At 60.4% G+C, this 25,576-nt stretch carries 24 protein-coding genes; 12 read left to right on the forward strand and 12 right to left on the reverse strand.

Features of this window, described 5'->3' with window-relative positions:
- The first annotated feature begins 4 nt into the window (after window positions 1–4).
- Window positions 5–1,288: a glutamate-1-semialdehyde 2,1-aminomutase gene (hemL, locus tag AACY49_RS17355; RefSeq protein WP_258698938.1), complete on the forward strand. Its 1,284-nt coding sequence runs from the start codon at window positions 5–7 to the stop codon at window positions 1,286–1,288.
- A 224-nt stretch (window positions 1,289–1,512) separates the two neighbouring features.
- Window positions 1,513–2,067, forward strand: a complete 555-nt coding sequence (locus tag AACY49_RS17360; protein ID WP_258698937.1) for a tetratricopeptide repeat protein — start codon at window positions 1,513–1,515, stop codon at window positions 2,065–2,067.
- 178 nt (window positions 2,068–2,245) lie between these two features.
- Here AACY49_RS17360 and AACY49_RS17365 read toward each other — a convergent pair whose 3' ends face one another.
- Window positions 2,246–2,575: a DUF1820 family protein gene (locus AACY49_RS17365; protein ID WP_007894425.1), complete on the reverse strand. Its 330-nt coding sequence runs from the start codon at window positions 2,573–2,575 to the stop codon at window positions 2,246–2,248.
- A 134-nt stretch (window positions 2,576–2,709) separates the two neighbouring features.
- Here AACY49_RS17365 and miaB point away from each other — a divergent pair, with 134 nt between their 5' ends.
- The 5 genes from miaB to lnt all read left to right on the forward strand — a co-directional run bounded on the left by miaB (window position 2,710) and on the right by lnt (window position 8,198).
- On the forward strand, window positions 2,710–4,038 hold the full coding sequence (miaB, locus tag AACY49_RS17370; protein WP_320393207.1) for a tRNA (N6-isopentenyl adenosine(37)-C2)-methylthiotransferase MiaB: 1,329 nt from the start codon (window positions 2,710–2,712) through the stop codon (window positions 4,036–4,038).
- Between the two features lie 270 nt (window positions 4,039–4,308).
- Window positions 4,309–5,325, forward strand: a complete 1,017-nt coding sequence (locus AACY49_RS17375) for a PhoH family protein (protein ID WP_258698935.1) — start codon at window positions 4,309–4,311, stop codon at window positions 5,323–5,325.
- Entirely contained in the window at window positions 5,318–5,812 is a 495-nt protein-coding gene (ybeY, locus tag AACY49_RS17380) for an rRNA maturation RNase YbeY (protein ID WP_258617288.1), read from the forward strand. Before AACY49_RS17375 ends, ybeY begins: the two co-directional genes overlap by 8 nt.
- 5 nt (window positions 5,813–5,817) lie before the next feature.
- The gene (locus AACY49_RS17385; RefSeq protein ID WP_007909641.1) at window positions 5,818–6,657 is read left to right on the forward strand and encodes an HlyC/CorC family transporter; all 840 of its coding nucleotides are present in this window, start codon (window positions 5,818–5,820) and stop codon (window positions 6,655–6,657) included.
- Window positions 6,658–6,674: 17 nt separating this feature from the next.
- Window positions 6,675–8,198, forward strand: a complete 1,524-nt coding sequence (gene lnt / locus AACY49_RS17390; protein WP_339525334.1) for an apolipoprotein N-acyltransferase — start codon at window positions 6,675–6,677, stop codon at window positions 8,196–8,198.
- A gap of 94 nt (window positions 8,199–8,292) precedes the next feature.
- Here lnt and AACY49_RS17395 read toward each other — a convergent pair whose 3' ends face one another.
- Window positions 8,293–9,072: a YdcF family protein gene (locus AACY49_RS17395; protein ID WP_339525336.1), complete on the reverse strand. Its 780-nt coding sequence runs from the start codon at window positions 9,070–9,072 to the stop codon at window positions 8,293–8,295.
- Between the two features lie 106 nt (window positions 9,073–9,178).
- A complete protein-coding gene (locus AACY49_RS17400) occupies window positions 9,179–9,499 on the reverse strand; it encodes a hypothetical protein (RefSeq protein WP_258698931.1) in 321 nt (106 codons plus the stop codon).
- A gap of 280 nt (window positions 9,500–9,779) precedes the next feature.
- Here AACY49_RS17400 and leuS point away from each other — a divergent pair, with 280 nt between their 5' ends.
- The 5 genes from leuS to AACY49_RS17425 all read left to right on the forward strand — a co-directional run bounded on the left by leuS (window position 9,780) and on the right by AACY49_RS17425 (window position 15,895).
- Window positions 9,780–12,386, forward strand: a complete 2,607-nt coding sequence (gene leuS, locus AACY49_RS17405) for a leucine--tRNA ligase (RefSeq protein WP_339525338.1) — start codon at window positions 9,780–9,782, stop codon at window positions 12,384–12,386.
- A gap of 88 nt (window positions 12,387–12,474) precedes the next feature.
- On the forward strand, window positions 12,475–13,080 hold the full coding sequence (locus tag AACY49_RS17410) for an LPS-assembly lipoprotein LptE (protein ID WP_339525340.1): 606 nt from the start codon (window positions 12,475–12,477) through the stop codon (window positions 13,078–13,080).
- 39 nt (window positions 13,081–13,119) lie between these two features.
- On the forward strand, window positions 13,120–14,157 hold the full coding sequence (gene holA, locus AACY49_RS17415; protein WP_258698928.1) for a DNA polymerase III subunit delta: 1,038 nt from the start codon (window positions 13,120–13,122) through the stop codon (window positions 14,155–14,157).
- Between the two features lie 188 nt (window positions 14,158–14,345).
- A complete protein-coding gene (arfA, locus tag AACY49_RS17420; RefSeq protein ID WP_003176285.1) occupies window positions 14,346–14,510 on the forward strand; it encodes an alternative ribosome rescue factor ArfA in 165 nt (54 codons plus the stop codon).
- A gap of 62 nt (window positions 14,511–14,572) precedes the next feature.
- Window positions 14,573–15,895 (forward strand): lytic murein transglycosylase, encoded by a 1,323-nt coding sequence (locus AACY49_RS17425; protein WP_258698927.1) that lies wholly within the window; start codon window positions 14,573–14,575, stop codon window positions 15,893–15,895.
- A gap of 116 nt (window positions 15,896–16,011) precedes the next feature.
- Here the strand turns inward: AACY49_RS17425 and AACY49_RS17430 are convergent, their stop codons facing one another.
- The 9 genes from AACY49_RS17430 to mrdA form a co-directional block, all read right to left on the reverse strand.
- Window positions 16,012–16,962 (reverse strand): S66 peptidase family protein, encoded by a 951-nt coding sequence (locus AACY49_RS17430; RefSeq protein WP_320393202.1) that lies wholly within the window; start codon window positions 16,960–16,962, stop codon window positions 16,012–16,014.
- 177 nt (window positions 16,963–17,139) lie between these two features.
- Window positions 17,140–18,162 carry a lipoyl synthase gene (lipA, locus tag AACY49_RS17435; RefSeq protein WP_007946663.1) on the reverse strand — a complete coding sequence of 341 codons (1,023 nt, stop codon included), beginning with the start codon at window positions 18,160–18,162 and terminating at the stop codon, window positions 17,140–17,142.
- A 1-nt stretch (window position 18,163) separates the two neighbouring features.
- Window positions 18,164–18,811, reverse strand: a complete 648-nt coding sequence (lipB, locus tag AACY49_RS17440; RefSeq protein ID WP_183682885.1) for a lipoyl(octanoyl) transferase LipB — start codon at window positions 18,809–18,811, stop codon at window positions 18,164–18,166.
- Window positions 18,811–19,086: a DUF493 domain-containing protein gene (locus AACY49_RS17445; protein ID WP_258698925.1), complete on the reverse strand. Its 276-nt coding sequence runs from the start codon at window positions 19,084–19,086 to the stop codon at window positions 18,811–18,813. Before AACY49_RS17445 ends, lipB begins: the two co-directional genes overlap by 1 nt.
- Window positions 19,087–19,168: 82 nt before the next feature.
- Window positions 19,169–20,326, reverse strand: coding sequence for a D-alanyl-D-alanine carboxypeptidase family protein (locus AACY49_RS17450; RefSeq protein ID WP_320393201.1), 1,158 nt, complete (start codon window positions 20,324–20,326; stop codon window positions 19,169–19,171).
- A 180-nt stretch (window positions 20,327–20,506) separates the two neighbouring features.
- Entirely contained in the window at window positions 20,507–21,517 is a 1,011-nt protein-coding gene (locus AACY49_RS17455; RefSeq protein WP_258698923.1) for a septal ring lytic transglycosylase RlpA family protein, read from the reverse strand.
- Entirely contained in the window at window positions 21,517–22,527 is a 1,011-nt protein-coding gene (gene mltB, locus AACY49_RS17460; protein ID WP_320393200.1) for a lytic murein transglycosylase B, read from the reverse strand. Before mltB ends, AACY49_RS17455 begins: the two co-directional genes overlap by 1 nt.
- Before the next feature lie 17 nt (window positions 22,528–22,544).
- Window positions 22,545–23,648, reverse strand: a complete 1,104-nt coding sequence (gene rodA / locus AACY49_RS17465; protein WP_258700648.1) for a rod shape-determining protein RodA — start codon at window positions 23,646–23,648, stop codon at window positions 22,545–22,547.
- 31 nt (window positions 23,649–23,679) lie between these two features.
- The gene (gene mrdA, locus AACY49_RS17470) at window positions 23,680–25,575 is read right to left on the reverse strand and encodes a penicillin-binding protein 2 (protein ID WP_258698921.1); all 1,896 of its coding nucleotides are present in this window, start codon (window positions 25,573–25,575) and stop codon (window positions 23,680–23,682) included.
- Window position 25,576 lies beyond the last annotated feature (1 nt).

The raw sequence follows: 25,576 nt of genomic DNA on the forward strand, positions 1-25,576 counted from the left end.
AATCATGTCTCGTTCCGAAACCCTGTTTGCCAATGCCCAGAAACACATCCCCGGGGGCGTGAACTCGCCGGTTCGCGCGTTCAAGAGCGTTGGCGGCACACCGTTGTTCTTCAAGCACGCCGAAGGCGCCTACGTCACCGACGAAGACGACAAGCGTTATGTGGATTACGTCGGTTCCTGGGGCCCGATGATTCTCGGCCACAGCCACCCGGACGTACTGGATGCAGTGCGCAAACAGCTGGAACACGGCCTGTCCTACGGCGCCCCGACCGCGATGGAAACCGAAATGGCCGATCTGGTCTGCTCGATCGTGCCGTCGATGGAAATGGTGCGCATGGTCAGCTCCGGCACTGAAGCGACCATGAGCGCCATCCGCCTGGCCCGTGGTTTCACCGGTCGCGACAGCATCATCAAGTTCGAAGGCTGCTACCACGGTCACTCCGACAGCCTGCTGGTCAAGGCCGGCTCCGGCGCCCTGACCCAGGGCGTACCGAGCTCGGCCGGCGTACCGGCAGCGTTCGCCAAACACACCCTGACCCTGCCGTTCAACGACATCGACGCGGTAGAAACCCTGCTCGCCGAAGTTGGCCAGGACGTGGCCTGCATCATCGTCGAGCCAGTGGCCGGCAACATGAACTGCGTACCGCCGGCACCGGGTTTCCTCGAAGGTCTGCGGACCCTGTGCGACAAGCACGGCGTGGTGCTGATTTTCGACGAAGTGATGACCGGTTTCCGTGTCGCCCTCGGTGGTGCCCAAGCTCTTTACGGCGTAACGCCGGACCTGAGCACCTTCGGCAAGATCATCGGTGGCGGCATGCCGGTTGGCTGCTTCGGCGGCAAACGCAAAATCATGGAGCAGATCGCGCCACTGGGGCCGGTCTACCAGGCTGGCACGTTGTCGGGCAACCCGCTGGCGATGGCGGCTGGCCTGACCACTCTGCGCCTGATCAGTCGCCCTGGTTTCCACGCTGAGTTGAGCGACTACACCAGCCGTCTGCTCGATGGCCTGCAACAGCGCGCCGACGCCGCCGGCATTCCGTTCGTGACCACTCAGGCCGGCGGCATGTTCGGACTGTACTTCACCGGCGCCGACGATATCGTGACCTTCGATGACGTCATGGCCAGCAATGCGAACCTGTTCGGGCGCTTCTTCCACCTGATGCTTGAAGGTGGTGTGTACCTGGCGCCGAGTGCCTTCGAAGCCGGCTTCACCTCGATCGCCCACGGCGAAACCGAGTTGAAACTGACGCTGGACGCTGCCGAGCGTGCATTCGCCGCCCTGAAATAAAGCTGCGACGCTGACGTTGGCCATTGCCAGCGTCAGCTTTCACCTACATTCCCGCCCTTTTTCCTACTCGTCTACCCATAATCCCCCGCAAAGTAGGCGATATAGTCCCCGCGCAGCAGAAAAACGAGTAAAGACTTTGTAAGGTTGGCCTCGCTTATTTCATAATGCGCGCTTATTGGATCCCTCGACGGGTCCGCGCGCCCCTCAGAGGTAAGTCGATTCCCATGAACCGCACCGGCCGCACCCTTGCACTGGGCTGCCTGTTGCTCCTTCAGCCCCTGCTCGCGCTCGCACAAGCAGGCGGCAACTCGTTGTTGATCCCGGCGATGGGTCGCTGCACCCTCAATACTCAGCCGCAAGACCTGGCGCAAGCGCTCGCCGCCTGCCAGAAAGCGTCGGATGAAGGGGATGCGCAAGCGCAATACGAGTTGGGTGAGTTCTACTACAACGGCAAACACGCGCCGCGCGACCTCAATCAAGCCCTGAGCTACTTCGAAAAAGCCTCGCTGCAAGGCCATGCCCAGGCGCAATTCAAACTCGGCACCATGTTCTTCCACGGCGAAGGCGTACCGGCCAATAACGTTCAGGCCTATATCGTGCTGAAAATGGCCGCGGTCAATGGTGCCGAAGACGCGCTGGACACCGCCGACGAAGTCGCCGAAAAAATGTCCCGCGAAGATCTGGAAGTCGCTACCCAGGTGCTGGGGCAAATTTTCCGTAAATACCTGATGGAATTGCAGAGCGCCGATGGGCGTACGCCGTTTTCGCCACTTCCCTGAATTGACACGGCCCCCTGTGGCGAGGGAGCCTGCTCCCGCTCGGCTGCGTAGCAGTCGTAAAGTCGGCACACGCGGTCTGTCCAGAAGGTAGCGGAGGCTGATTTCAGGGCCGCTTCGCAGCCCAACGGGAGCAAGCTCCCTCGCCACAACAAGCCCCACTAGCCACTCAATCCGTGGCTTACTTCTCAGGCATCGGCATCGGAAACGGCATGACATTGCCGACCGCGCCGCGGGCTTCGCTGATTTTCGGTGTGCCGAGGCGTTCGACCTCGTCGATACGCACGATCGAATGCATCGGCACGAAACTGCGCACAACGCCTTCGAACTGAGCCTTGAGCTTCTCTTCGCTCGGATCGACGACCACTTGTGTGCGCTCGCCAAAGACGAACTCTTCCACTTCCAGGAAGCCCCACAGATCACTTTGGTAGATCTGCTTGGCGTACATTTCGTACACCTGGCCCTGATTGAGGAAAATCACCTTGTAGATTGGAGCTTCACGTTTGGTCATGGTGGGCGGGTAACACATCGGGGATAAAAATGAGGGCGCGAACTATAGCATAGCCACCGGACGCGCAACGGTAGGAACCTTGGTGCATGTTCCCTATAATGCGCGGTTCTTTGAATCACGTGAGACTGGGGTCCATGGCCAAGAAGCTTTACATCGAAACCCACGGTTGCCAGATGAACGAGTACGACAGCTCGCGCATGGTCGATCTGCTGGGCGAACATCAGGCCCTGGAAGTCACTGCCCGCGCTGAAGACGCCGACGTGATTCTGCTCAACACTTGCTCGATCCGCGAACGCGCCCAGGACCGGGTGTATTCCCAACTCGGTCGCTGGCGTGAGCTGAAACTGGCCAACCCGGACATGGTGATCGCTGTCGGCGGTTGCGTGGCCAGCCAGGAAGGCGCGGCCATCCGTGATCGCGCTCCGTACGTAGACGTGGTGTTCGGCCCGCAAACCCTGCACCGCCTGCCGGAAATGATCGACGCTGCGCGCGCCACCAAACTGCCGCAAGTCGACGTCTCGTTCCCGGAAATCGAAAAATTCGACCACCTGCCCGAGCCACGTATCGACGGGCCGAGCGCTTATGTGTCGGTCATGGAAGGCTGCAGCAAGTACTGCACCTTCTGCGTGGTGCCTTATACCCGCGGTGAAGAAGTCAGCCGCCCGTTCGATGACGTGATTGCCGAGATCATTCACCTGGCCGAAAACGGCGTGCGCGAAGTGACCTTGCTGGGGCAGAACGTCAACGGTTATCGCGGCACCACTCACGATGGACGCCTGGCCGACCTGGCGGAATTGATCCGGGTGGTGGCCGCTGTCGATGGTATCGACCGGATTCGCTACACCACCTCGCACCCACTGGAGTTCTCCGACAGCCTGATCCAGGCTCACGCCGACGTGCCGGAACTGGTGAAACACCTGCACTTGCCGGTGCAATCGGGTTCGGACCGGATCCTCGCGGCAATGAAGCGTAACCACACTGCGCTGGAGTACAAATCCAAACTGCGCAAGCTGCGGGCCGCCGTGCCGGGGATCTGCATCAGCTCGGACTTCATCGTCGGCTTCCCGGGCGAGACCGAGAAAGACTTCGAACAGACGATGAAGCTGATCGAAGACGTCGGCTTCGACTTCTCCTACTCGTTCGTTTATAGCCAACGCCCGGGCACTCCGGCCGCCGACCTGGCCGACGAAACGCCGGAAGAGCTGAAAAAAGAACGCCTGAACGCCCTGCAACATCGCCTGAACCAGCAAGGGTTCGAGATCAGCCGACAAATGGTCGGCTCCACTCAGCGGATCCTGGTCACCGATTATTCGAAAAAAGACCCCGGCGAACTGCAAGGCCGGACCGAGAATAACCGTATCGTCAACTTCCGCTGCGACAATCCGACCCTGATCGGCCAGTTCGCTGACGTACACATCGACGCCGCACAACCGCACTCGCTGCGGGGCTCGCTGATCCAATAACAGCGCATTCCCCCCTCAGGGAGCGGGTTTGTGTGGCGAGGGAGCTTGCTCCCGCTCGGCTGCGAAGCAGTCGTAAACCAAGCGACTCGATGCACCCTGTAAACTGCAGAGACCGGGAAGGGAGTGCTTCGCACTCCAACGGGAGCAAGCTCCCTCGCCACAGACATGAAGTGACCGTTAGTGATTGGTCTGTTTAAGAGCTTTCGCACCCAGGCGACTGGCGTTATCCTTGATTTCATCATAATTGCCCCAGGGCGGCTAAATACGACCTTGAACGCACCCATAGAACCACATCGCTTCATCCTCGAGCCCTTTGAAGCTCGTCGCTTCGCCAATCTGTGCGGGCAATTCGACGAGCATCTGCGCTTGATCGAACAGCGCCTGACCATCGAGATCCGCAACCGCGGAAACCAGTTCGAACTGATCGGCGAACCCAAACACACCACCTCCGCGGAAAACCTCCTGCGCCGCCTGTACCGGGAAACCAAGGGTACCGAGCTGTCGCCGGACATGGTTCACCTGTTCCTGCAGGAATCGGCCGTCGAGCAACTGGACGACCACTCCCCCGCCGAACCGTCCGTCGCCTTGCGCACCAAGAAAGGCATGATTCGCCCTCGCGGCTTGAATCAGCTGCGCTACGTGAAGGAAATCCTCGGTAACGACATCAATTTCGGCATCGGCCCGGCCGGTACCGGCAAGACCTATCTGGCCGTTGCCTGCGCGGTAGACGCGCTGGAGCGCGAGCAGATTCGTCGCATCCTGCTGGTCCGTCCGGCGGTTGAAGCGGGCGAAAAGCTCGGCTTCCTGCCCGGCGACCTGTCGCAAAAAATCGACCCGTACCTGCGCCCGCTCTACGACGCACTCTACGAAATGCTCGGCTTCGAATACGTCGCCAAGCTGATCGAGCGTCAGGTGATCGAAGTCGCGCCGCTGGCCTATATGCGCGGCCGTACGCTGAACAACAGCTTCATCATCCTCGACGAAAGCCAGAACACCACCGTCGAACAGATGAAGATGTTCCTGACCCGGATCGGCTTCGGCTCCACCGCGGTCATTACCGGTGACATCACCCAGGTGGACCTGCCGAAAGGCACCAAGTCCGGGCTGCACCATGTGATCGAAGTACTGAAAGACGTGCCGGGTATCAGCTTCACCCATTTCATGCCCAAGGACGTGGTGCGCCATCCGTTGGTGCAGCGAATCGTCGAAGCCTACGAGCGCTTCGAAAATCGCACAGCCGACGAACCGGCGAAGCTCTCTCCCAAGGACACTCGCCCCGATGCTTGAGCTTGATCTGCAACTGGCTACCGAAGCGTCTGCCCCAAGCGAAGCCGAATTCCGTCAATGGTGCGAACTGGCCCTGCGCCAGCGTACTGCCGACTCCGAAATGACCATCCGTCTGGTCGACGCAGAGGAAGCCCGCGAACTGAACTTCACCTGGCGGCAAAAAGACTACGCCACCAATGTTTTGTCGTTCCCGGCCGATGTGCCCGACGAGTTTCTCGACATTCCACTGCTGGGCGATCTGGTGATCTGCGTAGCAGTAGTCGAGCGCGAAGCGGCGGAACAAGGCAAGGAATTAAAGGCCCACTGGGCGCATCTGGTCATTCACGGCTGCTTGCATCTGCTTGGTTACGACCATATAGATGACGACGAAGCCGAAGAAATGGAAGCACTGGAACGAACGTTGCTTGCAGAACTGGGTCATCCGGATCCTTATGCGGACGACGAAACAGACACATCCCCTATCGTTACAACAAAGGATTCAGAGTAATCGCTATGAGCGAAGATCGATCGAGCAACGGGCAGAAGTCATGGCTGGGTAAGCTCACCCAGGCTTTTGCCCACGAGCCGAAGAACCGGCAGGAGCTGCTGGAGCTGCTGCGCGATGCACACCAAAACAAGTTGCTGGACAGCGAAGCGCTGGCCATCGTCGAAGGCGCCATCCAGGTTGCAGACCTGCAAGTACGGGACATCATGGTCCCGCGCTCGCAGATGATCAGCATCAAGGCGACCCAGACACCTCGCGAGTTTCTGCCGGCCGTGGTCGACTCGGCCCACTCCCGCTACCCGGTGATCGGCGAAAGCCACGATGACGTGATGGGCGTGCTGCTGGCCAAGGACTTGCTGCCGTTGATCCTCAAGGAGAACGGCGACAGCTTCAACATCAAGGACCTGCTGCGCCCGGCCACCTTCGTGCCCGAGTCCAAGCGCCTGAATGTGCTGCTGCGCGAGTTTCGCGCCAACCACAACCACATGGCCATCGTCATTGACGAATACGGCGGTGTGGCTGGCCTTGTGACCATCGAAGACGTTCTGGAACAAATCGTCGGCGACATCGAAGACGAGCATGACGTCGAAGAAGACAGCTACATCAAGCCGCTGCCCAGCGGGGACTTCCTGATCAAGGCCCTGACGCCGATCGAGAACTTCAACGAGTTCTTCGACAGCGAATTCTCCGACGACGAATTCGACACCGTCGGCGGTCTGGTGATGAGCGCGTTCGGGCACTTGCCAAAACGCAACGAAATCACTGAAATCGGCGCCTATCGCTTCCGCATCCTGAACGCCGACAGCCGTCGGATTCACTTGCTGCGCCTGACACCTATTGCCCGGTAATTTTTCTAAGGATTGAAATGCGTCGTATGACCCGCCCCGGCTGGCCCGGTAACCTGCTGGCCGTGGCGGCCGGTGCACTCACCACCCTGGCCCTGGCGCCCTTCGATATCTGGCCGCTGGCATTGCTGGCGGTCGGCTTCTTTTACGCCGGCTTGCGTGAACTGAGCCCCCGCCAGGCCCTGGGTCGAGGCTGGTGTTTCGGTTTTGGCCTGTTTGCCGCAGGCACTAGCTGGATCTACTACAGCATTCACCACTTCGGTGGCGCTTCAGTGCTGCTGGCCGGTTTCCTGATGCTGATCTTCACGGCGGCGATTGCCTGGTTCTTCGCCCTGCCCGCCTGGCTTTGGGCGCGCTGGCTACGTCGTAACGAAGCCCCCCTGGCCGATGCCTTGGCGTTTGCGGCGTTGTGGGTGGGCCAGGAAGCCTTTCGCGGCTGGTTCCTCACCGGTTTCCCGTGGCTCTATTCCGGCTACAGTCAGCTCGACGGCCCACTGGCCGGGCTCGCGCCGGTCGGCGGGATGTGGCTGATCTCCTTCACTCTGGCCCTGACGGCCGCGCTGATCTACAACGCTGCGCGACTGGTCCGCACTGGCCGTAAAGGCTTCATCGCTGTCGGTGTGTTGCTGCTGGCGGGTCCATGGGTGGCCGGCATGGCGCTCAAGGAGCATGCCTGGACCAACCCGGCGGGCGCACCGCTGAGCGTCGCGGCGATTCAGGGCAACATCGAACAAGGCATGAAATGGGAGCCGTCGCAACTTAACGCGCAGTTGGCGCTGTACCGCGACTTGAGTTTCAGCTCCAAACCCGTCGACCTGCTGATCTGGCCGGAAACGGCGGTCCCGGTGCTCAAGGAGTCCGTCGAGGGCTACCTGAACATGATGGGAAGCTTCGCGGCCGAGCGTAAGTCCGCGCTGATTACCGGCGTGCCGATTCGCCAGGAAGTCCGTCACGAGAAGCGCTTATTCAACGGCATTACCGTTGTCGGTGAAGGCGATGGCACTTATCTGAAACAGAAACTGGTGCCGTTCGGCGAGTACGTTCCGCTGCAGGACATCTTGCGCGGCCTGATCGCCTTCTTCGACCTGCCAATGTCCGACTTTGCCCGTGGGCCGACCGATCAGGCACTGCTGCAAGCCAAGGGTTATCAGATTGCGCCGTTCATCTGCTACGAAGTGGTCTACCCGGAATTCGCCGCCGGCCTCGCCGCCCGCAGCGATTTGCTGCTGACCATCAGCAACGACACCTGGTTCGGCACCTCGATCGGCCCGCTGCAACATTTGCAGATGGCACAGATGCGCGCACTTGAGGCCGGTCGCTGGATGATCCGCGCGACCAACAACGGCGTGACTGGCCTGATCAACCCGTTTGGCCAGATCACTGCGCAGATCCCTCAGTTCGAACAAGGCATCCTGTACGGCGAAGTAGTACCGATGCACAACCTGACACCGTACCTGGAATGGCGTTCGTGGCCGTTGATCATTATTTGCGTGTTGTTATTTGGCTGGGCGCTGATCGCTAGCCGGATGGCGAAGACCGTTTAAAAGCTTCGCGAGCAAGCCCGCATTTGATCTGTGTATACAGAAAATCCAGTGCGGGAGCGGGCTTGCTCGCGAAGACGGCATCACAGGCACAACATCAATCAGCCTCAACATCGCCTCGATAAAACATCGAATACCCGATCTGCCCCACCGCCTCATTCATCAACTGCCCCGATTGCCAGATCGATTTGAATTCCGGCATCCACCCCCCCAGTGGCCGGGCATTGTCCACGCCCAAGAACCCCACCGGCGCCGGCACCACCTCAAATCCGGCCTGCTCAAAGCTCCAGACCGCCCGCGGCATGTGCCACGCCTGAGTCACGACCACCACCCGCTTGATCCCCTGCGGCAACAATACCTGGGCGCTGAACTGTGCATTTTCCCAGGTCGTGCGGCTGCGCCCTTCCTGCCAGCGCACCGTCACGCCAAAATCATCGAGCAACGAGTCCGCCATCAGCTGCGCTTCAGTCGGCGGGGTACCGTAATGCAGACCGCCGCTGGTCAGAATCGGCAAGCCGGACGCCTTGGCCAGGCGCGCGGCATAGCGTTCACGCCCCAGGCCTACGCCGGTCGGCTGGTCGACGCCCCAGGCCAGATCGCCACGTTCGCGGCCCGAACCCAGCACCACAATCGCGTCAACGCGCTGGCCCAGGCTTGCCCACTCCTCGCGCGCCAGCGCCGGCTCGCGTTCCAGGGCCCTGGCGCTCCACTCCACTATCACTGGCAGGCTCATCAACCAGAAGCCGCCCACGCCCAGGACAAAGCACACTCCCGCCAGCCTCGGCCTTGAGCGGCGCCACCACCAGGCGAGCACCAGTAACAGCAAAAGAATGCCGGGCGGCAATAGAAGTTGTTTAACGAAATAGCGAAAAGGCATCGGGCATCTCCATAGATGCCCGAAGCCTAGGTGGGTTGACGCAATGCGACAACAAATGCAGAAGGACTTTGCTTCAAAAAACCATATTCCATGGCTTCAAGTGCCCTTACTTGAATTGCAGAGACCGGACCTTTACCGCGCCTCCGCCGGATGCCTTATCCTTGAGCCAGATGATCTTGGCCGAACGTGGTGCCTCGAGTTGCTTCACTGCTACTGACAAGCATCCGTGCGTTTCACGTTCACTGCGGTCCAGATAGGCCTTGACCAGGTCAAACTCTTCGGGGGTCAAACCACGCAATTCCAGCTCCAGGGGACGCTCATCACGAAGCCGTCCGGCGGTTTTGGCCGCATCCAAGGCCATTGCGAGACGGTCTATCAGCCTTTCGTACAACTCCGGTTTTGTAGCTTTTTGCTGTGACTCAACCATCCATCACCTCATTGAAGATAAGACTCACTCCCCTTTTAGAGCTTAGCTTCGCTGAAAAAACCGGCTGAGCGCCGCGACCAACGGCCCTCGGGGCGGGTATTGGCCTCGCCCTTGCGTGTAATCAGGGTTTCCCTCGATAGAGTGCGGTCATGTATGCTACGGCGCTTCCTGTAACTCCACTTCCAGCTCGCCTGGGCACCGAAACGCCGATTTGGCGTTGTCACCGTCCAGCGTCGCATTGAAGAGGATTAGGCCACCCCTATTCAGTTCAAAAGTAGCCATGCACGAACAATATCAGCCCCGTGAAATCGAAGCCGCCGCCCAGTCATTCTGGGACGAGCAAAAGTCCTTTGAAGTCAGTGAACAGCCAGGCAAGGAGACTTTCTACTGCCTGTCGATGTTCCCTTACCCCAGCGGCAAGCTACACATGGGGCACGTGCGCAACTACACCATCGGCGACGTGATCTCCCGCTACCAGCGCATGCAAGGCAAGAACGTCCTGCAACCCATGGGTTGGGACGCCTTCGGCATGCCGGCGGAAAACGCCGCGATGAAGAACAACGTAGCGCCCGCCAAGTGGACCTACGAAAACATCGCCTACATGAAAAGCCAGCTGCGCAGCCTGGGCCTGGCGGTGGACTGGTCCCGCGAAGTGACCACCTGCAAGCCCGATTACTACCGCTGGGAACAATGGCTGTTCACTCGCCTGTTCGAAAAAGGCGTGATTTACAAAAAAAGCGGCACCGTGAACTGGGACCCGGTCGACCAGACCGTTCTGGCCAACGAGCAAGTGATCGACGGTCGCGGCTGGCGTTCCGGCGCGCTGATCGAGAAGCGCGAAATCCCGATGTACTACTTCAAGATCACCGCTTATGCGGATGAACTGCTGGAAAGCCTCGACGAACTGACGGGCTGGCCTGAACAGGTCAAGACCATGCAGCGCAACTGGATCGGCAAATCCCGTGGCATGGAAGTACAGTTCCCGTACGACGTCGCCTCCATCGGCGAAACCGGTGCGCTGAAAGTCTTCACCACCCGTCCGGACACCCTGATGGGCGCAACCTATGTTGCAGTGGCCGCCGAACACCACTTGGCGACCCTGGCCGCGCAAAACAACCCCGAGCTGCAAGCGTTCATCGCTGAATGCAAGGGCGGCAGCGTCGCCGAAGCCGACGTCGCCACTCAAGAGAAAAAAGGTCTGCCGACCTCGCTGTTCGTCGAGCACCCGCTGACGGGTGAGAAGCTCCCGGTGTGGGTCGCCAACTACGTGCTGATGCATTACGGCGATGGCGCGGTCATGGCTGTTCCGGCACACGATGAACGTGATTTCGAGTTCTCCACCAAGTACAACCTGCCGATCAAATCCGTGGTGCGCACAAGTGCAGGTGACACCAACCCGGCCCCTTGGCAGGATGCATACGGCGAGCACGGCACGCTGATCAACTCCGGCGAATTCGACGGCCTCGACTTCGCAGGCGCCTTCGACGCCATCGAAGTGGCGCTGATCAAGAAAAGCCTCGGCGCCTCGCGCACCCAGTTCCGTCTGCGCGACTGGGGCATCAGCCGTCAACGCTACTGGGGCTGCCCGATCCCGATCATCCACTGCAGTACTTGCGGTGATGTGCCGGTCCCGGAAGATCAGTTGCCTGTCGTATTGCCGGAAGACGTCGTACCCGATGGCGCTGGTTCGCCATTGGCGCGCATGCCCGAGTTCTACGAGTGCTCGTGCCCGAAATGCGGCGCACCGGCCAAGCGTGAAACCGACACCATGGACACCTTCGTCGAGTCCTCGTGGTACTACGCCCGCTACGCCTCGCCGCACTATGAAGGTGGCCTGGTGGAAAAAGCGGCTGCCGACCATTGGCTGCCGGTGGATCAATACATCGGTGGTATCGAACACGCCATTCTTCACCTGCTCTACGCGCGCTTCTTCCACAAGTTGATGCGCGACGAAGGCCTGGTCAGTTCCAACGAGCCGTTCAAGAACCTGCTGACCCAAGGCATGGTGATCGCCGAGACTTACTATCGTCGCGAAGCCAACGGCGCCTACACCTGGTTCAACCCGGCGGACGTCGAACTCGAACGCGACAGCAAGGCCAAGGTCATTAGCGCCAAGCTGATCGCAGATGGCCTGCCGGTGGAAATCGGTGGCACCGAGAAGATGGCCAAGTCAAAGAACAACGGCGTTGACCCACAGTCGATGATTGACCAGTTCGGCGCAGACACCTGCCGCCTGTTCATGATGTTCGCCTCGCCACCTGACATGAGCGCGGAATGGTCCGACTCAGGAGTAGAAGGTTCGCACCGCTTCCTCAAGCGCGTCTGGCGCCAGGCTCAAGCGCACGTCACTCAGGGCCTGCCGGGCAAACTGGACGTCGCCAGCCTGAACGACGAGCAGAAAGCCATTCGCCGTTCGATCCACCAGGCCATCAAGCAGGCCAGCCACGACGTCGGCCAGAACCACAAATTCAACACCGCCATCGCTCAAGTGATGACGCTGATGAACGTGCTGGAAAAAGCCCCACAAGGCACCGAGCAGGATCGCGCGCTGATTCACGAAGGCCTGGAAACCGTGACTCTGCTGCTGGCCCCGATCACCCCGCACATCAGCCATGAGCTGTGGCATCGCCTGGGTCACGCCGACCCGGTGATCGATGCCGGTTGGCCTGTACTGGACGAAAGCGCCCTGGTACAGGACAGCCTGCAACTGGTCATTCAAGTGAATGGCAAGCTGCGCGGCCACATCGAAATGCCGGCCAGCGCCAGCCGCGAAGAAGTCGAAGCCGCCGCTCGGGCCAACGAGAACGTGCTGCGCTTCGTCGACGGCCTGACTATTCGCAAAGTGATCGTAGTGCCCGGGAAACTGGTCAATATCGTCGCCAGCTAAATTGGATCGGGCGCCAGGCGAGCCTGGCGCCGAGTAAAACCTTTCGGGCCGCTTGACCGGCCCACATGGTTTCAAGGGGAGCAACAAGATGATCAAACGCAATTTGCTGGTGATGGGCCTTGCGGTCCTGCTGAGCGCCTGCGGTTTCCAGCTGCGTGGCACCGGCACCACCGAACTGGCGATCAAGGAACTCGACCTGAGCGCCCGTAATGCCTACGGCGAAACCGTGACGCAATTGCGTCAGGTGCTGGAAAGCAGCGGCGTCAGGGTCTACACCGGCGCATCTTACAAACTGGTGCTGACTGATGAGCAGGAAAGCCAGCGCATCCTCAGCTATGCCGGTGCCGGCCGTACTGGCGAGTACCAGGTGACCACCGTGCTCAATTACGACATCCGTGGTCAGGGTAACCTGCCACTGCTGAGCGACAAGCTTGAAGTGCAGAAGGTGTTCATCCACGACGGCAACAACCTGGTAGGTTCCGACCAGGAAGCCAACGATGCCCGCCGCGAGATTCGTCGTGAACTGGTCCAACAAATGATGCTGCGTCTGCAACAGCTGACCCCGACTCAGTTGGAACAGCTGCAACAGACCGCCGACGCCAGGGCCAAGGCTGAAGCCGCCGCGCTGGAAGCGGCGCAGAAGGCTGAAGCGGAGACTCCGCGTCAGTCGCCTGTCGAACTGCCACGGCAGTAAGCCTTACGGGGCGCTCAGGCGCCCCGTTCGCCTCTTCTTATGAAACTCGCCCCCGCCCAACTCGGCAAACACCTGCAAGGCGCCCTCGCGCCGGTCTACATCATCAGTGGCGATGACCCACTGCTGTGCCAGGAAGCCGCCGACGCCATTCGCGCCGCTGCCCGCCAACAAGGTTTCGATGAACGCCAGGTCTTCGCCGCCGACGCCAGTTTCGACTGGGGTACGCTGCTGCAGGCTGGCGCCAGCATGTCGCTGTTCGCTGAAAAACGTCTTCTGGAACTGCGTCTGCCCTCCGGCAAACCCGGTGACAAAGGTGCCGCCGCACTCATCGAATACTGCTCGCGCCCGGCCGAAGACACGGTACTGCTGATCAGCCTGCCCAAGCTTGACGGTAGCGCGCAGAAGACCAAGTGGGGCAAGGCGCTGGTCGAGGGTCCGCAGACCCAGTTCGTACAGATCTGGCCAGTGGACACCAACCAGTTGCCCAGCTGGATCCGTCAACGACTGTCCCAGGCCGGGCTTTCCGCCAGCCAGGACGCTGTCGAACTGATCGCCGCACGGGTTGAGGGCAACCTGCTGGCCGCCGCCCAGGAAATCGAAAAGCTCAAGCTGATGGCCGAAGGTGGCCAGATTACAGTCGAAACCGTGCAAGCGGCGGTGGCCGACAGTGCGCGTTTCGATGTCTTTGGCCTGACCGATGCGATTCTCAATGGCGAGGCTGCCCACGCCCTGCGCATGCTCGAAGGGTTGCGCGGTGAAGGCGTCGAACCGCCGGTGATTCTCTGGGCCCTGGCCCGGGAGCTGCGACTGCTGGCCAATCTGTCGCTGCAATACAGCCAGGGGGTGCCGCTGGATAAAGCCTTCAGCCAGGCCCGACCGCCCGTCTGGGACAAGCGCAAACCGCTGATGAGCAAGGCGCTGCAACGCTACTCGGCGCAACGCTGGGCGCAGTTGCTGCTCGAAGCGCAGCGCATCGACGCACAGATCAAAGGCCAGGCGGCGGGTTCGCCGTGGATGAGTTTGAGCCGGTTGACGTTGTTGATGGCCGGGCAGCGGCTGACATTGCCTGCCGAATAAGATCAAAAGAAAAATCAAAAGATCGCAGCCTTCGGCAGCTCCTACAGAGAATCGCGTTCTCCTGTAGGAGCTGCCGAAGGCTGCGATCTTTTTTCCTACACAACACACATCCAACTGCCCTATAGACAGCCCCCCAACTTCGGCAGATTATTCCCCCCGCAAAACCCACTCACTTGCGAGAAATCATCATGAGCAAAAAGCCATCCAAGCATGGCCCCAACAAGGCCAAATCCATCATCGCCCAGCCACTGTTCCGCAGCCGTCAGGAACGAGCCGGCAAGGGCAAAGGCAGCTACCGCCGCGAAGCCTTCCAGTCTAATAGCTGGGAGGCTTCTTACTTTCTGGCGGCCTGAAAGGCAAGCCATCGCTCAACATGTTAAGGTCTGCACCTGATTCGTATCCTCTGGACCTGTGCATGCCCCTTCGTCTTTCCCGTCGTTGGCACCTTCGCCAACTGATAGCTGCCTCCAGCCTCGTTCTGCTTGTCGCCTGTGCGGAAAAACCTACCGCCGCCGACGCCCAGCCGCTTCAGACCCGCACCGTTGCCACGGCCCCTGCGGTCATTCCTCCGGTGGTTCCGACCGGTGAGAATCTCGACATCCAGCCCACCCAGACCTTTGCCGAATGGCAGGCGGGCTTTCGCAAAGACGCCCTCGCCGCCGGCATTCGCGCCGACCTGTTCGACCGCGCCTTTGCCAATGTCAGCGTGGACGCCAGCGTGATCCGTGCCGACCGCAGCCAACCGGAATTTACTCGCCCGGTGTGGGAATACCTCGATGGCGCCCTGTCACCGCTGCGGGTGCGCAAAGGTCAGGCACTGGTCAGCCAATATGCCGACATCCTGCAAAGCATCGAACAGCGTTATGGCGTCGACCGCCAGGCATTGGTCGCAGTGTGGGGCATGGAGAGTAACTTCGGTCAGTTCCAGGGTAACAAGTCGGTGATCAACTCCCTGGCGACCCTGGCTTATGAAGGTCGACGGCCGGGCTTTGCTCATGCGCAGCTGATTGCTGCCCTGCAAATCCTGCAACAGGGCGATATCGAACCTGAGAAAATGCTCGGTTCCTGGGCCGGTGCCATGGGCCAGACCCAGTTCATCCCGACCACCTACAACACCCACGCCGTGGACTTCGATGGCGATGGCCGTCGCGATATCTGGAACAGCCCCGCCGATGCACTGGCCTCGACCGCGCACTACCTGCAAAGCTCCGGCTGGCAGAAAGGCCAGCCATGGGGCTTTGAAGTGCAACTGGCGAGTGGCTTCAATTACGCCCTGGCCGATGGCACGATTCGCAAGAGCGTTGCCGAGTGGCAGCAGTTGGGGGTCACCCTGCCCGATGGCGGCCAGGTTCCGGCAGGTTCCGAACACCTGTCGGCCGCCCTGCTGCTGCCGGCAGGCTATCGCGGCCCGGCGTTCCTGATCCTCGATAACTTCCGCGCAATCCTGAAGTACAACAACTCTTCGTCCTACGCCTTGGGCGTGAGCCTGTTGTCCGAGCGCTTCAATGGCGGTGGCCTGATTAACGGTCTATGGCCAAAAGATGACTTGCCGCTGAGCCGTACCGAGCGAATCGAGCTGCAAAACCTGCTGAGCGCCCGGAACTACGATGCCGGCACCGCCGACGGGATTATCGGTGCCAATACCCGCAAGGCGATCCGCAGCGCGCAGCAGTCGTTTGGATGGCCGGCGGATGGGTATCCGACGCACAAGTTGCTGGAAGGTTTGCGTAACCGCTAAAAGCATCGCGGGCAAGCCCGCTCCCACAAGTTCAAAGGTGAATGCGACATTTGCGTACACCTTGATCCTGTGGGAGCGGGCTTGCTCGCGAAGACTGAGTGTCAGGTGATGAATTCCTAAACCTTGATCACCACATCCTGCTCCAACACCAACGCCTTGTCCCCCGCATCCAGCCTGACCAGCGCGCCCATCGGCAGTGTCAAATTCGGATCACAATGCCCGCTGCGCCATCCGGCCAGCACGGGTATGCGCAACGGAGCAAAGGTCTGCTTGAGCAACCTCTCCAGCGCAATCGCATCAACCCCTGCCACATCCCCCACCAGAACCCCACGCAGCTTGTGCAACGTGCCAGCCAGACGCAGATGAGTCAGCAGCCGGTCAATGCGATACAGCGGCTCGTTGATGTCCTCGATAAACAGGATGGCGCCCTCGGCATCGATCTCGTAAGGCGTGCCCATGGTCGCGGCGATCATTGACAGATTGCCCCCCAGCAAACGTCCATGAGCGATGCCTGGTTCGAGGGTGGTCAACGGGTAGGCCACTGGATGCGCCAGTACGCTGTCTGCCTTTACCTGACCGCGCAGCATGTTGAAAAACGAGGACTCGGTGGGGGTCTGCTTGTCACCCAGCAGATCGGCATTGAGCATCGGACCGTGGAAGGTCACGAAGCCTGCATAACGGCTGATGGCCAAGTGCAGCGCTGTGATGTCGCTGTAGCCGATGAACGGCTTGGCGTTGTTGCGCAATAATTCGAAATCGATGCGATCGAGCAAACGCGGCGTACCGTAACCGCCGCGCAGACAGATGATCGCGTCGACCTCGCTATCGGCGAAGGCTGCGTGTAAGTCATTGAGCCGCACATCGTCGCTGCCGGCCAGATAGCCTTCTTGCTCGTAAACCCCGGGAAACACCCGCAGCGAATAGCCGCGAGCACGCATCCAGGCAATGGCTTTATTGGTGTCCAGTGCTGCGGGGCCGGCGGGCGCGATCACGCCGATCAGCCCTGCAGGCGGCAAGGCCGGAACCGGGATGTGAGGACAAAGGGTGTGGGTCGGTCGAGCAGTCATCCATGATTCTCCCTGTGTGAACGCTTCAGCACACAGTAGTCAGGAACGGGGATAAACAGAAGAGGGGCAATCGCACCACGGTTTGCAGGAAAAGACTGTAATAGCCGTAGGCACTGCTAAAAAAAGGCCCGCAAGGCCTAGAAGCCTTGCGGGCCTTTTTTTGCTCTCACAGCAGGATCAGGACGACATCAACTCGGCCTTGACCAGCTTCGCCTGCTCGTCGGCGTGGTACGAGGAACGTACCAACGGGCCGGAAGCGACGTTCTTGAAGCCCATCTTGTAACCTTCCTCGGCAAACCAGGCGAAGGTGTCCGGGTGCACGAAACGCTGGACCGGCAAGTGGCTGCGGGACGGTTGCAGGTACTGGCCCAGGGTCAGCATGTCGATGTCGTGTTCGCGCATGCGCTTCATGACTTCGATGACTTCTTCATCGGTTTCGCCCAGGCCCAGCATCAAACCGGACTTGGTCGGAATGTGCGGCATCATCTGCTTGAAGCGTTGCAGCAACGTCAGCGACCACTGGTAATCCGACCCCGGACGCGCAGCCTTGTACAGGCGTGGCACGGTTTCCAGGTTGTGGTTGAACACATCCGGCGGCTCGGCGGCGGTGATTTCCAGCGCGACGTCCATGCGGCCACGGTAGTCCGGGACCAAGGTCTCGAGCTGAACGTTCGGCGACAGTTTGCGGATTTCGCGGATGCAGTCGGCAAAGTGCTGGGCACCACCGTCACGCAGGTCGTCACGGTCTACCGAGGTGATTACCACGTATTTCAGTTTGAGGTCGGCGATGGCGATGGCCAGGCTTTCCGGCTCGTTGACGTCCAGTGGCTTCGGACGTCCGTGGCCGACGTCGCAGAACGGGCAGCGGCGGGTGCAGATGTCCCCCATGATCATGAAGGTCGCGGTGCCGCCGGAGAAGCACTCGCCGAGGTTCGGGCAGGACGCTTCTTCGCACACGCTGTGCAGCTTGTGTTTGCGCAGCAGTGCCTTGATGCGGTCGACCTCCGGGGAAACCGGGATGCGCACGCGAATCCAGTCGGGTTTCTTCGGCAGTTCGGTGGTCGGAATGATCTTTACCGGAATACGTGCAACCTTCTCGGCGCCGCGCAGCTTGACGCCGGCTTCAACCTTGGCACGCGGGGCCGGACGCTCGGTAACATCGAGCGTCGGGATCATGGTTTGCACTGCATCAGTAGTCATATCAGTCGATTCCGCCCGTTAGGGTCGTCTGCTCAGCATAGTCGAGGTGTTTGACGAGCTGCGCGCGCAGCCGGGCACTTACCTCGGCAAATTCAATCGATCCTGCGTGATCGCGCAGCTGGGTCATCGCCAGCCCGGCGTAGCCGCAGGGATTAATCCGTCGAAACGGTTCCAGATTCATATCCACGTTCAGGGCCAGGCCATGAAAGGAGCAACCGTGGCGGATCCGCAGACCCAAGGACGCGATTTTCGCGCCATCGACATAAACACCCGGTGCATCCGGCTTGGCCACCGCGGTCACGCCGTAGCTGGCCAGCAGCTCGATCAGGCATTGCTCCATGCGGCTGACCAGATCACGCACGCCGAACCCCAGTTTGCGGACATCCAGCAACAGGTAGGCCACCAACTGACCCGGACCGTGGTAAGTCACCTGACCACCGCGGTCGACCTTCACCACCGGAATATCCCCCGGAAGCAACAGATGCTCAGCCTTGCCGGCCTGGCCCTGGGTGAACACCGGCGGGTGTTCCACCAGCCAGATCTCGTCCGCGGCATCGCTGCCGCGTTCGTTGGTGAAGCGTTGCATGGCATGCCAGACCGGCTCGTAAGCCATCTGGCCGAGCTCGCGAAAGCCCAGCGTGCCAGACATCACAGCACCATGTGCACGAAACCGGTAGCCCGCAACTCGCTGTTGATGTCGTACAGCTGTTCCTGGCCGGTGGCGATGATGTGCAACTGGATGGTGGTGTACTTGCCGTTGGTACTCTGCCGTTCGGCAAAAGTGTTGTGGTCAACGGTCGCGTGTTTCTCAAGGATCGCGATGATCTTGTCCTTGAAACCCACGCCGGTGTCGCCGATTACCTTGATCGGGTAATCCGCGCAGGGGAATTCGATCTTTGGCGCCTTTACTTCGGAGTCTGTCATGGCGTAACGGCCTCGTAAGCCGTGGCGACGGGCATACCCCCCCGCCCCTGTATCAGGGAGGGAGGCACGCAGGTCGACAATATCAGTTGAACAAGCCGTAGAAGAATAGACGGATGCTATCCCACATGCGGCGGAAGATACCACCCTCGTCGACCGCGTCCAGAGCGATCAGGTCGGCGCTGTGCACCACTTTGTCGTCCAGTTTCACTTCGACTTTACCGATCACGTCGCCCTTGGCGATGGGTGCAACCAGTTGCGGGTTCATGGACATGCTGGCAGCGAGCTTTTTCAGCTGGCCTTTTGGCAGGGTCATGGTCAGGTCTTCAGCCAGGCCGGCCTTGACTTGATTGGTGGTGCCTTTCCAGACAGGTGCCTGAGCCAGCTCGGCGCCTTTCTGATAGAAGGTCTGGGTTTCGAAGAAGCGGAAACCGTAGGTCAGCAGCTTCTGGGTTTCAGCAGCACGGGCCACTTCGCTGTTGGTGCCGAATACCACGGCGATCAGGCGCATGCCATCACGTACAGCCGAAGACACCATGCAGTAGCCGGCTTCATCGGTGTGGCCGGTTTTCAGGCCGTCGACAGTCTTGTCGCGCCACAGCAGCAGGTTACGGTTAGGCTGCTTGATGCCGTTCCAGAAGAACTCTTTCTGCGAGTAGATCGCGTAGTGAGCCGGGTCTTCGTGGATGATCGCGCGAGCCAGCACGGCCATGTCGTGAGCCGACGAGTAGTGCTCCGGGTTCGGCAGACCGGTCGGGTTCATGAAGTGGGTGTTGCTCATGCCCAGATCGGCGACGGTCTTGTTCATCAGGTCGGCGAACGCGTCTTCGCTGCCGGCGATGTGCTCGGAGAGCGCAACACTGGCGTCGTTGCCAGACTGAATGATGATGCCGTGCAGCAGGTCGCTGACGGTGACTTGCGAGCCGACTTTGATGAACATCCGCGAACCGCCGGTACGCCAGGCGTTTTCGCTGACGGTCACCGGATCGTTTTCACCGATCTGGCCACGACGGATTTCCAGGGTCGCGATGTACGCGGTCATCAGCTTGGTCAGGCTGGCCGGCGGCAGACGCTGGTCACCGTTGTTCTCTACCAGCACGTTGCCGCTGCTGGCGTCCATGAGTACGTAGGCTTTGGCGGCCAGTTGCGGTGGCGACGGCATCATCTCGGCCGCAAAAGCGGCAGGCGAGAGGAGCAGCGGGACTAGCAGGCACAGGCGTTTGGCAAAGGTGGTGATGTTCATCCGTCTCTCGAAATCGCTAATGGAAACTGCCCTAGGGCAAAACTAATCAGACAACTTTTTAAAAGCCGTCACGTGTTCAGTTGCTCACTCTGTAACCCTAGCCGGGCTTTTGTTCTTCACGAGCCAACAACCCGGTCCCCCCCCAAAATCGCAAGCGAACCGTCAATCAGGTACTACGTGTTACTCGGCGCTGACCAGGCTCGGCGAACCGAGATTGGCCAGCCGCACGCTGTTCTGCACTTGCTGGATTTCACCCGGCGAACCGATCGGCCCCAGGCGCACCCGATGCAGTGTCTGTTGATTGCGCACGATCGAACTGATGAACACCGGAGCGCTCACCATCCCGCTGAGCTTCGATCTCAGGAGTTCTGCAGCGTCCGGGTTGGCGAACGCGCCCACCTGCAGATACTGGCCAGAGGCTGGTACAGAAGCGTTTTTTTTTGCATCGATCTGCGCGGGCACAACGGCCGCGGCGTGTTGCTGCGGCGGTGGTGTCCATTGCTCGACGGTGCCGGCCGAAGCCGTAATCACCGGAGCGCTATTCTGTGCGACTTGCGGCTCGTTGAGCATCAAAGGCGCCGGACGGCCCTTTTGTGCCCACCACTGCTGCGGGTCGATACCTTCGACCTTGACCCGCGCCGTACCGGTTTCGGCGTAACCGAGCTTTTTGGCGGCGGCATAGGACAAGTCGATGATTCGGTCCGAGTAGAACGGACCACGGTCGTTGACCCGCAGGATCACGCTTTTGTTGTTGTCCAGGTTAGTCACCCGAACATAACTTGGCAGTGGCAATGTCTTGTGAGCGGCACTCATGCCGTACAGGTCATAAACCTCGCCATTGGCGGTGTTCTGACCATGGAACTTGGTGCCATACCAGGACGCCGTGCCCGAGGCGACGTAGGTTTTGGAGTCTTGCAGCGGGAAGTAGGTCTTGCCCAGCACGGTGTACGGATTGGCTTTATAAGGACCGGAGTGCAGGGTCGGCGTGGCATCCGGGATGCGCGATACGTCGACGTCCCACCAGGGTGCACCATCCTTGTGGGCCCGGTTGATATCCAGGCCTGGCGCCGAACGAACGGCGCTGGAAGACTTCTGGGTCGGCGAGCGGCTGGTCGAACAACTGGCGACCAGCACCGCCAACGCGGCGAATGCCATGAGCTTCAGGGGTTTATTCATAGGCAATGCCCGCATTACTTGACGCCCCGTGCTTGGACCAGCTGTTCAGACAGTTGATGTACGGCCATGGCGTACATCACGCTGCGGTTATAACGCGTGATCGCGTAAAAATTCGTCAGGCCCATCCAGTATTCGGGGCCATTGTCGCCTTCCAGGCGGAAAGCCGTGACCGGCATATCATCGCGCAGCGCATCATGACTCGACCAGCCCAGCGCCCGCAACTCCCCGACGGTTTTCGTCGGCTCGATGCCTGCAGTCAGCCCGTCGTCCACCTGATCGCCGCGCACATCGGCGCGACTGACCACAGGTTCGCCGGCGACCCAGCCGTGACGCTTGAAATAACTGGCGACGCTGCCGATCGCATCATCCGGGTTGTTCCAGATATTGATGTGGCCGTCACCGTCGAAATCCACCGCATAGGCGCGAAAACTGCTCGGCATGAACTGCGGCAAGCCCATGGCTCCGGCGTAGGAGCCTTTGAGGGTCAACGGATCGACCTGCTCTTCACGGGCCAGCAGCAGGAATTCACGCAATTCCTTGCGGAAGAATTCGGCACGGGGAGGATAGTCGAAACCCAAGGTCGACAAGGCGTCGATCACCCGATAATTACCGGTATTGCGGCCGAAAAAGGTCTCGACGCCGATAATCGAGACAATCACCTGCGCCGGCACACCGTACTCCTGCTCGGCACGGGCCAGCACCGCTTCGTGCTGACGCCAGAAGTCCACACCACGGGCGATGCGCGCGTCGGTGATGAACATTGGACGGTATTCTTTCCACTGTTTGACGCGTTCGGCGGGTTTGGAAATCGCGTCCAGAATCGACTGCTTGCGCTCGGCTTCGCGGAACACGCCCATCAGCTGTTCACCGGCAAAGCCGTAGTCGCGGGTCATTTCACCGACGAACTCGGCCACCTGGGGTGAGCCTTCGTAATCGCCGGCCAACGCTTCCTGCGCGGAACCAAGGATGCCTACCAGGCCGACCCACGGTGCGTATCGAGTCGCCCAGCCACGCATTACTTGCATTGAAATCATCACCTTATTCAAACCTGTGCGATCCACTTACGATGGGTATGGATCGACATCAAAACCCCAAACGCTGACAGCAGCGTCACCAGCGAAGTTCCTCCGTAGCTAATGAACGGCAACGGCACCCCCACGACCGGCAACAGGCCACTGACCATACCGATGTTGACGAAAACGTAAACAAAAAACGTCATGGTCAGACTGCCCGCAAGCAACTTGCCGAACAATGTCTGAGCCTGGGCGGTGATCACCAGGCCGCGACCGATCAACAGCAGGTAAATCAGCAACAGTGCGCAGATGCCCACCAGGCCGAATTCTTCGCCCATCACCGCAATGATGAAGTCGGTGTGGCTTTCCGGCAGGAAGTCCAGGTGCGACTGGGTACCGAGCAACCAGCCTTTGCCGAACACGCCGCCGGAACCGATGGCGGCCTTCGACTGAATGATGTTCCAGCCCGTGCCCAGCGGATCGCTTTCGGGGTCGAGGAAGGTCAGGATTCGCTGCTTCTGGTAATCGTGCATGATGAAGAACCACATCGCCACGGCCACCGGCACCGCGGCGGCAATTACGCTGAGGATCCAGCGCCAGCGCAGGCCGCCCATGAACAGAACGAACGCGCCACCGGCGAGGATCAGCAGTGAAGTGCCGAGGTCGGGCTGACGCACGATCAATATGAACGGCAAGCCGATCAGAAACAGACTGACGCCCACATGCTTGAGCTGCGGCGGCAAGGTGCGTTTGGACAAGTACCAGGCGATGGTCGCCGGCATCAGGATTTTCATGAATTCCGAGGGCTGAAAGCGGATCACCCCGGGAATGTTGATCCAGCGCGTGGCCCCCATGGCGTTGTGGCCCATCACGTCCACCACTACCAGCAAGAGCACACCGACCACATAACCGACCGGCACCCAGCGGGCCATGAAGCGCGGCTCGAACTGGGCGATGACGATCATCGATACCAGGCCGATGCCGAACGAAGTGGCTTGCTTGGCCAACAGGTCCCAACTCTTGCCGCTGGCCGAATACAGCACGAACAGGCTGCCGGCGGCGAGGGTCAGCAGCAGGATCAGCAACGGCCCGTCGATGTGCAGGCGTTGCAACAGCGTCGCACGGCGACGCATCACATCCTCGCTGGAGAGGATGCGATCGAAATTACTCTTCACGGGCCGTAGCCTCCGCACTGATAGGGCTGGCGTATTCGGCTTTCAGCCGGCCGTCCTGGTCCAGGAGCCAGGCGTCCATGACTTGACGCACCACAGGCGCGGCGACGCCGGAACCGGACTCGCCGTTCTCGACCATCACCGACACCACGATTTGCGGGTTGTCGGCCGGCGCGAAGCCGACGAACAAGGCGTGGTCGCGGTGACGCTCCTGAACCTTGGAGCGGTCGTACTTCTCGCCCTGCTTGATCGCGACCACCTGAGCCGTACCACTTTTGCCGGCAATCCGGTATTGCGCGCCTATCGATGCCTTGCGCGCCGTACCGCGAGCGCCGTGCATGACCTGCTGCATGCCGTGGTTGACCTTGGTCCAGTCGGACGGGTCGCGCAGGATGATGTCCGGCATCGGATTTTCATCCTTCGGCCGCTCGCCTTCGACAGTCTTGGCCAGGTGCGGACGGTTCCAGACACCTTTGTTGGCCACCAGCGCCGTGGCCTGGGCCAGTTGCAACGGGGTCGACTGCATGTAGCCCTGGCCAATCCCCAGAATCAGCGTCTCGCCCGGGAACCAGGCCTGACGACGGGTCGCGCGCTTCCATTCACGGGACGGCATCAGCCCCGGCGATTCTTCGAACATGTCCAGGGAGACTTTCTGACCGATGCCGAACTTGCCCAGGTAGCTCGACAGTCGATCGATCCCCAGCTTATGGGCCAGGTCATAGAAGTAGGTGTCGTTGGATCGCATGATCGCCGTGTCCAGATCCACATAGCCGTCGCCGGTGCGGTTCCAGTTGCGATATTTGTGATCGTAATTGGGCAGCATGTAGTAGCCGGGATCGAAGACCCGGGTCGATGCGGTGACCACACCCGAATCAAGACCGGCAATCGCCACCGCCGGTTTAATGGTCGAACCCGGCGGATACAGACCGCGCAGCACCCGGTTGAACAGTGGCCGGTCGATGGAATCGCGAAGCTCGGAGTACGCCTTGAAACTGATGCCGGTGACGAACAGGTTTGGGTCGAAACTCGGCTGACTGACCATCGCCAGCACTTCGCCGGTTTTCGGGTCCAGCGCTACCACCGCGCCACGGCGACCACCGAGCGCAGCTTCGGCGGCTTCCTGCAATTTGATGTCCAGGCTCAGGACGATGTCCTTGCCGGAAATCGGTTCGGTACGTTTGAGTACCCGCAGCACGCGGCCACGGGCGTTGGTCTCGACTTCTTCGTAACCCACCTGACCGTGCAGCTCGGGCTCGTAGAACCGCTCGATGCCGGTTTTACCAATTTGATGGGTGCCGCTGTAACTCACCGGATCGAGCGACTTGAGCTCTTTCTCGTTGATCCGCCCCATGTAACCCACCGAGTGCGCAAAGTGCGCACCCTGCGGGTAATGACGCACCAGTTGCGCAACCACTTCCACACCGGGCAGACGGAACTGGTTCACCGCGATGCGGGCGATCTGCTCTTCGGTCAGCTCGAACAGGATCGGCACCGGTTCGAACGGTCGGCGCCCCTGACGCATGCGCTTCTCGAAGATCACCCGGTCCTCGGGTGTCAGCTCCAGCACTTCGACGATCGCGTCGAGCACTTGCTGCCAGTCGCCGGAGCGCTCGCGGGTCATGCTCAGGCTGAAGCTGGGCCGGTTGTCGGCCACCACCACGCCATTGCGGTCGAAGATCAGCCCGCGAGTCGGGGGAATCGGCTGCACGTGAACGCGGTTGTTTTCCGACAGGGTCGAGTGGTACTCGTACTGGATCACCTGAAGGAAATACAGCCGCGCGATCAGCACGCCAATCAGTACCACCACCGTAATGGCCCCGAACACGACGCGGCCACGCACCAGACGGGCGTCTTTTTCGTGGTCCTTGATGCGGATCGGCTGGGGCATG

The organism is Pseudomonas sp. EL_65y_Pfl2_R96 (genome assembly GCF_963970905.1).
GTDB lineage: Bacteria > Pseudomonadota > Gammaproteobacteria > Pseudomonadales > Pseudomonadaceae > Aquipseudomonas.

What these genes read in the sequence shown, in the direction of transcription:
- AACY49_RS17445 (WP_258698925.1), bottom strand. Translation starts at nt 19,086, where the DNA reads ATGACAGACTCCGAAGTAAAGGCGCCAAAGATCGAATTCCCCTGCGCG.
- ybeY (WP_258617288.1), top strand. Translation starts at nt 5,318, where the DNA reads ATGCTTGAGCTTGATCTGCAACTGGCTACCGAAGCGTCTGCCCCAAGC.
- miaB (WP_320393207.1), top strand. Translation starts at nt 2,710, where the DNA reads ATGGCCAAGAAGCTTTACATCGAAACCCACGGTTGCCAGATGAACGAG.
- AACY49_RS17455 (WP_258698923.1), bottom strand. Translation starts at nt 21,517, where the DNA reads ATGCGGGCATTGCCTATGAATAAACCCCTGAAGCTCATGGCATTCGCC.
- AACY49_RS17400 (WP_258698931.1), bottom strand. Translation starts at nt 9,499, where the DNA reads ATGGTTGAGTCACAGCAAAAAGCTACAAAACCGGAGTTGTACGAAAGG.
- AACY49_RS17365 (WP_007894425.1), bottom strand. Translation starts at nt 2,575, where the DNA reads ATGACCAAACGTGAAGCTCCAATCTACAAGGTGATTTTCCTCAATCAG.
- AACY49_RS17410 (WP_339525340.1), top strand. Translation starts at nt 12,475, where the DNA reads ATGATCAAACGCAATTTGCTGGTGATGGGCCTTGCGGTCCTGCTGAGC.
- lnt (WP_339525334.1), top strand. Translation starts at nt 6,675, where the DNA reads ATGCGTCGTATGACCCGCCCCGGCTGGCCCGGTAACCTGCTGGCCGTG.
- AACY49_RS17395 (WP_339525336.1), bottom strand. Translation starts at nt 9,072, where the DNA reads ATGCCTTTTCGCTATTTCGTTAAACAACTTCTATTGCCGCCCGGCATT.
- lipA (WP_007946663.1), bottom strand. Translation starts at nt 18,162, where the DNA reads ATGACTACTGATGCAGTGCAAACCATGATCCCGACGCTCGATGTTACC.
- lipB (WP_183682885.1), bottom strand. Translation starts at nt 18,811, where the DNA reads ATGTCTGGCACGCTGGGCTTTCGCGAGCTCGGCCAGATGGCTTACGAG.
- hemL (WP_258698938.1), top strand. Translation starts at nt 5, where the DNA reads ATGTCTCGTTCCGAAACCCTGTTTGCCAATGCCCAGAAACACATCCCC.
- AACY49_RS17385 (WP_007909641.1), top strand. Translation starts at nt 5,818, where the DNA reads ATGAGCGAAGATCGATCGAGCAACGGGCAGAAGTCATGGCTGGGTAAG.
- AACY49_RS17425 (WP_258698927.1), top strand. Translation starts at nt 14,573, where the DNA reads ATGCCCCTTCGTCTTTCCCGTCGTTGGCACCTTCGCCAACTGATAGCT.
- AACY49_RS17360 (WP_258698937.1), top strand. Translation starts at nt 1,513, where the DNA reads ATGAACCGCACCGGCCGCACCCTTGCACTGGGCTGCCTGTTGCTCCTT.
- mltB (WP_320393200.1), bottom strand. Translation starts at nt 22,527, where the DNA reads ATGCAAGTAATGCGTGGCTGGGCGACTCGATACGCACCGTGGGTCGGC.
- AACY49_RS17450 (WP_320393201.1), bottom strand. Translation starts at nt 20,326, where the DNA reads ATGAACATCACCACCTTTGCCAAACGCCTGTGCCTGCTAGTCCCGCTG.
- holA (WP_258698928.1), top strand. Translation starts at nt 13,120, where the DNA reads ATGAAACTCGCCCCCGCCCAACTCGGCAAACACCTGCAAGGCGCCCTC.
- arfA (WP_003176285.1), top strand. Translation starts at nt 14,346, where the DNA reads ATGAGCAAAAAGCCATCCAAGCATGGCCCCAACAAGGCCAAATCCATC.
- leuS (WP_339525338.1), top strand. Translation starts at nt 9,780, where the DNA reads ATGCACGAACAATATCAGCCCCGTGAAATCGAAGCCGCCGCCCAGTCA.
- mrdA (WP_258698921.1), bottom strand. Translation starts at nt 25,575, where the DNA reads ATGCCCCAGCCGATCCGCATCAAGGACCACGAAAAAGACGCCCGTCTG.
- rodA (WP_258700648.1), bottom strand. Translation starts at nt 23,648, where the DNA reads ATGCGTCGCCGTGCGACGCTGTTGCAACGCCTGCACATCGACGGGCCG.
- AACY49_RS17430 (WP_320393202.1), bottom strand. Translation starts at nt 16,962, where the DNA reads ATGACTGCTCGACCGACCCACACCCTTTGTCCTCACATCCCGGTTCCG.